Genomic DNA, 7,430 nt, shown 5'->3' with positions numbered 1-7,430 from the left:
ACCCATGCCTCGTTGCAGCCGGTTGCTCAGGTCTGGCAGCTTGCGGCGCAGGGCTTCGCGTGCATCGATGCTCTCCGGCCTTTGCAGGCTTTGCACCAGGTCGTCGACCACGCACAGCATGGCTTGCGATTCGTCGTCCTCGGGCGAGGTGGTGGCCATGGTGTGCGTGAGCACCTCGACCCAGGGGCCGCAGAGGAAGTCCTTGATGACCTGGGGCAGCTTGACCAGTTCCACCTGGTTGGCGACTTGCTGTTGCAGCAAGGGGTGGAGGGTCAGGCGTTGGTCGGCCTCGCGCAGTCGGGCCACGGCCTGGGGAGCCTGCTGAACGGCGGCCTGGCTTTGGGAGACGATGAACTGCTGCATCTCCTTGAGCGTGGTTTCGAGCTCGACGCTGCCGGGGCCGGGCTCGGGCAACATGCGCGCCACGCGCGGCTGCATGAAGGCCAGGAAGCCGCGCAGCGCAACCGCGTCGTTTTCGCCATAGCCGGCTGCGTAGGCTGCCATTTGGTTGATGAGTCGCCAGGCCGGGTGCTGGTCGCTGCGCAGCACCCAGGTGTCTTGCTGGGCGGCTCGTTGCAGCACCGGCTCCATCTGGCCGATCAGTTGGCGCACCGGCGCGGGCACCTCGGCATCGGCCTGCATCTGCTGGAACAGGGTGTTCAGCAGCCGTGAAACTTGCGCCTGGCTGCGACGCGCGGCCAGGCCTTGCGGGTCGTTGATCTCGTCGAGCTTGCGCGAGAGCACGCCGAAGGTGAGGTCGCCGGCATGGGCCGCTGCGGCGGCAGCGGGGGCAGCCGGCGGCGGTGGCAGCGGCATGCGATCGAGCAGGCTCTGCAGCGCGCCAGGCTGGGTGACGATCAGGGACGAGGGCGGGGCGCTGCGTCGCGGGTGGGTGACGGCCTTGAAAGGCACCGGGTCGCAGCCCAGGGATCTCAGCGTGGCCGACACCTCTCGGTAGTGCTCGCGCAGGCAGTCCGCCAGCACGCGACCGGTCAGGCGCAGCAGCATGTTGCGCTCGCCGGCTGACAGCGGCAGCACCCGCGTAGCGGCGCCGAGCGCCCGTGCGAACACAGCCGGGCGCAGGGGGTTGGTGTGCGGGCGTGGGGTCGTGTCGCCCTGCAGCGCCGATGTGCAGGCCTGGAGTTCGCGCAATTCCCACTCGGCCACCAGGTCGATGAGTTGCACGGTGCGCGAGATCTCGATGTCCTGTTCGGCCTGGTTTTCGTCGACCAGGGTGAGCTGGTCGATGGTCATCTCGTGCAGTTTGCGTCCGCTGGGGCCATCGCCCTGGGTGGCGCGGACTTCGTCCTGGATGTGCTGGGTCAGGGCGGACTCGAAGTCGGCGCGCCGCGCCTGAACGGCCTCGGCCACGCCGAACAGCAGGTTGCGGTCTTGTGCCAGGGACAGGTCGGTGCCGCTGTCACGCAGCACAGCTTGGGTGCGGGCGACGATGCGTTGTGCCAGCTCGGGGGCTCGTCCCAGCTGTTCCTGCACGTGATCGTTGAAGCGGACGGATTCGGCCATCGGGTCATCCTAAGCCGGCGCGAAGCGTGGCAAGCGCGAATCTGCAGGGCCTGCTGGGCCCATTCCATGTTTTTGATCCAGAGGCCTTGGCGATCGGCGGGGCGGACATCCCTTTGTCGCGGACGGTGTAAGCCCTCATGGGACATGCCCTGGTGTGTCGCGGTTTGCGCTCCCTGTGCAGGGGCGTTCGATGTGAGACTGAGCGAATTTCGTGCACCGGTTGGCGTCCACCCAGGCTCAAACCGTTGCGCTGCCTTGTCGCCACCTTGAGCCAACCATCCGGAGCACCCATGTCCATCAAGCCCCTTTTCATCGCAACGACCCTGGCCTTCCTCGGTCTGAGCACCGCCGCACAGGCCGTCACCCTGGATGACCTCAAGAAAGATGGCCCGTTCGCCATCTCAGCACAATCCATTCCCGCTTCGGGTTTCGGCAAGGGCACGGTCTACTCGCCCAACACACCGGGCAAGTACGCTTTGGTGGCGGTCTGCCCTGGCTTCGTGTCTGCCGAGTCCAGCATCACCGAGATCAGCAAGCGCCTGGCCACGCACGGGTTCGTCGTGGTGACCATCGGCACCAAGACGCTGCTCGACTTTCCCAGCAGCCGCGCCTCTCAACTGCTGGCGGCGCTCAAGGCGGCTTCGGCCGTCACCACCGGCCCCGCGGCTGGCAAGATCGATGTCACACGGCAGGTGGTGGCCGGCTGGTCGATGGGCGGTGGCGGCACCCTGGAAGCGGCTGCGGCCACCCCAGGGCTCAAGGCTGCGGTGGCCTACGCACCCTGGAACCTGTCGTCCAGCAAGTACAAGTCGATCAAGGTGCCCTCGGCCATCATCGGCGGCACGGCGGACACCGTTGCGCCCGTTGCCAGCCACTCGCAGCCTTTCTACAACGCCATCCCGGCCACCACGCCCAAGCTGTTGGGTGTGATCCAGGGCGCGGACCACTTCTTCCCGAACAAGGCGAGCGAGCCGGCCAGCTACACCAACATCGCCTGGGTCAAGCGCTTTGCCGATGGCAACACGGCGTACGCCGACTTCCTGCGCGGTCAGGATGCGGCGTGGGCGAGCTTTGCCTCGACCGGGCCCTTCTGATCAAATGGTTGAGCGCGCGTGCGCAAGCGGGGCGCCGGCATGAATCGGTGGCCCCTTGCCCTGGCGCTGGCCTTTGTGGCGTTCGTGGGCTGGTGGTTGCACCAGCCCGGGGTCTTGACCCGGGGTGGTGATGGCGGTGACGGCCGCTCGATCGCTGCTCGAGTCGGGGCAGCCGGCGGCTTGCCCTGGACCCGGGGGCCGGGAGGGTCCCTTGCGCCCGCCTCGCAACTCGGCGCGGCCTCGGGACCTGGCAAGTCCGGGCTATCGCCCCTTGCCAACGTGGCGCCACCCGTGTTCCGCCTGACGCCCCAAGGGCGCTTGCTGGTCGACGAGCAGGCCCGTGCCGACATCGAGCGCGTCGCCGCGCTGCATGGCCGTGACGAAGCCCTGGCTCGCCTTGACGAAGCCACTCAGCCGCTGGGCGAGATCGCCAGACGAGAGGCCAGGGTGCTGTATGAGCAATGGGTGCGCTACGAACAGGCCCTGACCACGGCCCTGGCCAGCGAACCCGAACGCCCCAGCATCGAGGATGCGCGGCGGCAGCTGCAGCTGATGCAGGCCTTGCGCACGCAGCATTTTGGCGAGCATGCGGGTGCCCTTTTCGGCGCCGAAGAGGCGCTTCAGCAGCGCCTGCTGGATGACGCCGAGGAGGCGATGCGCACGGGCGGCCTGAGCCTGGAGGAAGCCATCGGTCAGGCGCAGGCCCGCATGGCCCGCGAAGCGGAGGCCGCGGCAACGCCTCCTTGAGGCGGCGTGGCGGGCATTTCACCTGCCGGTGTCTGAGGGATCAGGCCGGTTCGCGGGCGGTTTTTCCGGGCCATGCCCAGAGGACTTGCTGAGCACACTCTCAGGCATCGTTTCCCCGGTCTGCCCAGGCCTTGCCCCCGATGTCCGACGAAGGCTCACAAGACAAGCAGTTACCCGCCTCGCAGCGGAAACTGGACAAGGCCCGCAAGGACGGCCAGGTCGTGCGCTCCAAGGACCTGGGGCACTTCCTGGTCATGTTGGCGGCCACGGGTGTGCTCATGGGCCTGACGCCGCTGTGGCTGGACCAGCTGCAAAAGCTCATGTCGGGCGGGCTGCGCTTTGACGTGCGCACGGTGGCCTCACCCGATTTCATGCTCCAGCGCCTGACCGACTGGAGCATGCAGGCGCTGATCATGGTCGTGCCGGTGGGCGTGGGCGTGGCCCTGGCCTCGACCGCTGCCTCGGTGATCTCGGGCGGCTGGGTGATGTCCTTCAAGGTGCTGGCGCCCAATTTCGGCAAGCTCAACCCGATCAGCGGTTTGGGCAACCTGTTCAAGAAGCAGCAGCTCATCGATGCGCTCAAGGCCTGCGCCATGGCGCTGGTGCTGGGCGCGGTGGGCGTGATGACGCTGATGAAGGTCTGGCCCAGCATGTCCGACCTGCTGGCTCAGCCCTTGCCAGCAGCCATCCGCGACTTGGGCGTGACCATGGGTCAGGTCATGGGCACGATGCTGCTGGTGATCGCGGGATTTGCCTTGCTCGATTGGCCGCTGCAGAAGTTCCTGTTTGCCGAGCGCATGAAGATGTCGCACCAGGACGTCAAGGAAGAGTACAAGCAGCAGGAGGGCAACCAGGAGGTCAAGGGCCGCATGAAGCAGATCATGCGTGAGCGCACCCGCAAGCGCATGCTGGCAGCCGTGCCCACCGCCGACCTGGTGGTCATGAACCCGACCCACTACGCCGTGGCGCTGAAGTACGAAGAGGGCTCGATGGGCGCGCCGCGCGTGGTGGCCAAGGGCCTGGACCTGCTGGCGTTCAAGATCCGCGACATCGCCACCGAGAACAAGGTGCCGGTGCTGGAAGCGCCACCGCTGGCGCGGGCGCTGTACGCCCACACCGAGCTCGACCAGGAGGTGCCGGTCAAGCTCTACAGCGCGGTGGCCCAGGTGCTGGCTTACGTGTATCAGCTCAAACAGGCGCTCAGCGGGCGGGCGCCCCTGCCGGGCAACCTGCCGGATCTGCAGGTGCCGGATGAGATGGACCCGCTGCGCGCCGAGGCCGCGAAAGAGGCGGCTCGGGGCGCTTGATGGCTGATTTGGCGTGTTGAACTGCCCTCAGGCGGCCAGTGCTTCGGCTTGGCGCGCGGGTTGACGTCGACGGGCCAGGGCGACTGCACCCACGCCGCCCAAGAGGGCCAGGGCCCAGGCGCTGGGCTCAGGCACGCCGGGGGTGATGTTTGCCGCGCCGATCAGGGCATAGGTCTGGAAACCACCGGCCTGATGGTTCAGCTTGATGTAAGGCAGGCCCGCCACGATGTACTCCTGGGTGACCGCCTCTTGCCAAGTGAGACCGCCGCCGGACACCAGGTACGTGTCGATGTCTTCGATCCGCATATCGGTGTAGCTCAGGAACTCGCTAACGCTTTTGACAGCGCTTTGTGCCCACCCGTCGGTCGCGGGTGCGCCCCACATCACCAGCGAGGTCAGGCTGCTGGACGGCAGGGAGGCACTCAGGAGGGAAGAGTTCGTGCCCGCCTGGAGACTGCTGGGGCCCAAGGTGACCGACGCACCGTTGATCGAGAGGCCGATCAGCGGTGCCGCAAAGGTGTCACCGACGGCGGCTGCATCGGTGTCGAACGTCAGGTCAAACTGCGTGTATTCGCCGTAGGTCGCAGACGGTGACAGCGTCTGAGCAGCCCCCATGATCAGACCTGAAAAGCGCCAGGTCTGCAGCTCGGCTTGAGCAGAGGCGGCGGCCAGCAGGCCTGCCGCAGCGAGGGTGATTGCGCGAAGTTTCATGGTCTATCCCTGATTGTTGATGGCGCCGCCGACGTTTGATCCGTCGGAGTGGCGGTGCCATTTTGCTGGCTTGCGTGTGACATCCATCACAGGGCGATCCCCCATCCGCTGGGGCGGCTTCTCGCGCAGGAACAAACCGTGACTTTCACCCCACGCAACGTGGTCCGAATAGGCGCGCACCGCCCCTGCTTATCTCGCTAAAGCTTCAAGGGGCGGCGGCCAACAATCCTTGCAACCCCCTTCAAGGATGTGCCCCCCATGAACCCCTGGATGCAGAAGCTGCTGGCGATGTCGTCAGGCGACGCCAAACGGTTCCAGATGATGGTCGCCCCGCTCATCGTGGTGACCGTGCTGGTGCTGATGGTGCTGCCCCTGCCGCCCCTGGTGCTGGACATCTTCTTCACCTTCAACATCGCCATGTCGCTGATGGTGATGATGGTGGCGGCCACCATGCTGCGCCCCCTGGACTTCGCGGCCTTTCCGGCGGTGCTGCTGCTGACCACGCTGCTGCGCCTGTCGTTGAACGTGGCCTCCACCCGGGTGGTGCTGCTCGAGGGCCACACCGGCACGGGCGCCGCCGGCGCGGTGATCGAATCCTTCGGCCACTTCCTGATCGGCGGCAACTTCGCGGTCGGGATCATCGTGTTCGCCATCCTGGTGGTGATCAACTTCACCGTGATCACCAAGGGTTCGGAGCGCATCGCCGAGGTGGCGGCCCGCTTCACCCTGGACGCCATGCCCGGCAAGCAGATGGCCATTGACGCCGACCTGGGCGCTGGCCTGATCGACGAGGCCGAGGCCCGCAAGCGCCGCCGCGAGGTGGGCGAAGAGGCCGAATTCCACGGCTCCATGGACGGTGCCTCGAAGTTCGTGCGCGGTGACGCGGTCGCCGGCATCCTGATCCTGTTCATCAACATCATTGGCGGCTTCATCATCGGCATGGTCCAGCACGGCTTGTCGGCCGGGCAGGCTGCCGAGTCCTACATCCTGCTGGCCATCGGTGACGCGCTGGTCGCGCAGATCCCGGCGCTGCTGATCTCTGTCGCTGCCGCCATGGTGGTCTCGCGGGTCGGCAAGGACCAGGACGTGGGCACCCAGATCACCAGCCAGATGCTGGAAAACCCCAAGGTCATCGGCGTGGCCGCAGGCATCATCGGCCTGCTGGGCGTGATCCCGGGCATGCCTTCGCTGATCTTCCTGCCGATGGCTGGTGGCCTGGGCTACGCGTCCTGGCGGATCCACGTCAAGAAGGAAGCCGAGCGCCAGGCACCGCCTGCACCGGAGAAGCCCCAGTCCGCGCCCAACCCCAACGGCGAGGCCTCGTGGGAAGACCTGCAGCCGGTCGACACCCTGGGCCTGGAAGTGGGCTACCGCCTGATCCAGTTGGTCGACAAGGAGCGCGGTGGCGACCTGCTCAACCGAATCAAGGGTGTTCGCCGCAAGTTCGCGCAAGAAGTCGGCTTCTTGCCGCCATCGGTGCACATCAAGGACAACCTGGAGCTCAAGCCCAGCTTCTACCGCATCACCCTGCGCGGTGCCGTGGTGGGCGAGGGCGAGGTCTTCCCCAACATGCTGATGGCCATCAACCCCGGCCACGTGACCAACCCGATCGCCGGCACCCAGGCCGTGGACCCCGCTTTCGGCCTGCCCGCCGTGTGGGTGGAAGAGCGCCAGCGCGATGTCGCGCAAATGGCCGGGTACACGGTGGTTGATCCCTCGACCGTCGTGGCGACCCATCTTTCACACTTGATGCAACTCCACGCCGCCAAGCTTTTGGGCCGCGTCGAGACCCAACAGCTCATCGAGCACGTGACGAAACTGGCTCCCAAACTGATCGAAGACGTGGTTCCCAAGATGGTCGGCATCGCAACCCTGCAGAAAGTGCTCCAGCTGCTCCTCGAAGAGGGCGTGCACATCCGCGACATGGGCTCGATCATCGAAACCATGGCCGAGCACTGCGCCGTGGCACCCAACCTGGTCAACGACCCGTCCGAGCTGGCCCGCCGCATCCGCGTGGGCCTGGCCCCGGCCATCGTCCAGCAGATCT

General features: G+C 66.5%; 6 protein-coding genes. 4 read left to right on the top strand and 2 right to left on the bottom strand.

Annotation, left to right across the window (positions count from 1 at the left end):
• Positions 1-1,524 (bottom strand): DUF1631 family protein (locus B2W70_RS05210; protein ID WP_286743555.1); only part of this gene is annotated, 1,524 nt, incomplete at its 3' end.
• Between the two features lie 290 nt (positions 1,525-1,814).
• Between B2W70_RS05210 and B2W70_RS05205 the strand changes: the two genes are divergently transcribed.
• The 3 genes from B2W70_RS05205 to flhB all read left to right on the top strand — a co-directional run bounded on the left by B2W70_RS05205 (position 1,815) and on the right by flhB (position 4,672).
• Positions 1,815-2,618: a dienelactone hydrolase family protein gene (locus B2W70_RS05205; RefSeq protein WP_286743553.1), complete on the top strand. Its 804-nt coding sequence runs from the start codon at positions 1,815-1,817 to the stop codon at positions 2,616-2,618.
• A gap of 279 nt (positions 2,619-2,897) precedes the next feature.
• Positions 2,898-3,365 (top strand): lipase secretion chaperone, encoded by a 468-nt coding sequence (locus tag B2W70_RS05200; protein WP_286743551.1) that lies wholly within the window; start codon positions 2,898-2,900, stop codon positions 3,363-3,365.
• Positions 3,366-3,505: 140 nt separating this feature from the next.
• Positions 3,506-4,672, top strand: coding sequence for a flagellar biosynthesis protein FlhB (flhB, locus tag B2W70_RS05195; protein ID WP_286743547.1), 1,167 nt, complete (start codon positions 3,506-3,508; stop codon positions 4,670-4,672).
• A 27-nt stretch (positions 4,673-4,699) separates the two neighbouring features.
• Here the strand turns inward: flhB and B2W70_RS05190 are convergent, their stop codons facing one another.
• The gene (locus B2W70_RS05190) at positions 4,700-5,383 is read right to left on the bottom strand and encodes a PEP-CTERM sorting domain-containing protein (protein ID WP_286743545.1); all 684 of its coding nucleotides are present in this window, start codon (positions 5,381-5,383) and stop codon (positions 4,700-4,702) included.
• Positions 5,384-5,641: 258 nt separating this feature from the next.
• Here B2W70_RS05190 and flhA point away from each other — a divergent pair.
• The coding region (flhA, locus tag B2W70_RS05185; RefSeq protein ID WP_286743542.1) for a flagellar biosynthesis protein FlhA at positions 5,642-7,430 on the top strand (1,789 nt) is incomplete at its 3' end.

This window comes from Aquabacterium sp. UBA2148 (assembly GCF_002328915.1).
In the GTDB taxonomy this organism is placed as follows: Bacteria; Pseudomonadota; Gammaproteobacteria; order Burkholderiales; family Burkholderiaceae_C; genus Aquabacterium; species Aquabacterium parvum.
Note: the sequence above shows the minus strand (reverse complement) of the source record. Positions and strands in the feature narration are given on the sequence as shown.

Excerpts from the sequence above, each read along its gene's own strand:
- B2W70_RS05205 (WP_286743553.1), top strand. The coding sequence starts at position 1,815 with ATGTCCATCAAGCCCCTTTTCATCGCAACGACCCTGGCCTTCCTCGGT.
- flhB (WP_286743547.1), top strand. The coding sequence starts at position 3,506 with ATGTCCGACGAAGGCTCACAAGACAAGCAGTTACCCGCCTCGCAGCGG.
- B2W70_RS05190 (WP_286743545.1), bottom strand. The coding sequence starts at position 5,383 with ATGAAACTTCGCGCAATCACCCTCGCTGCGGCAGGCCTGCTGGCCGCC.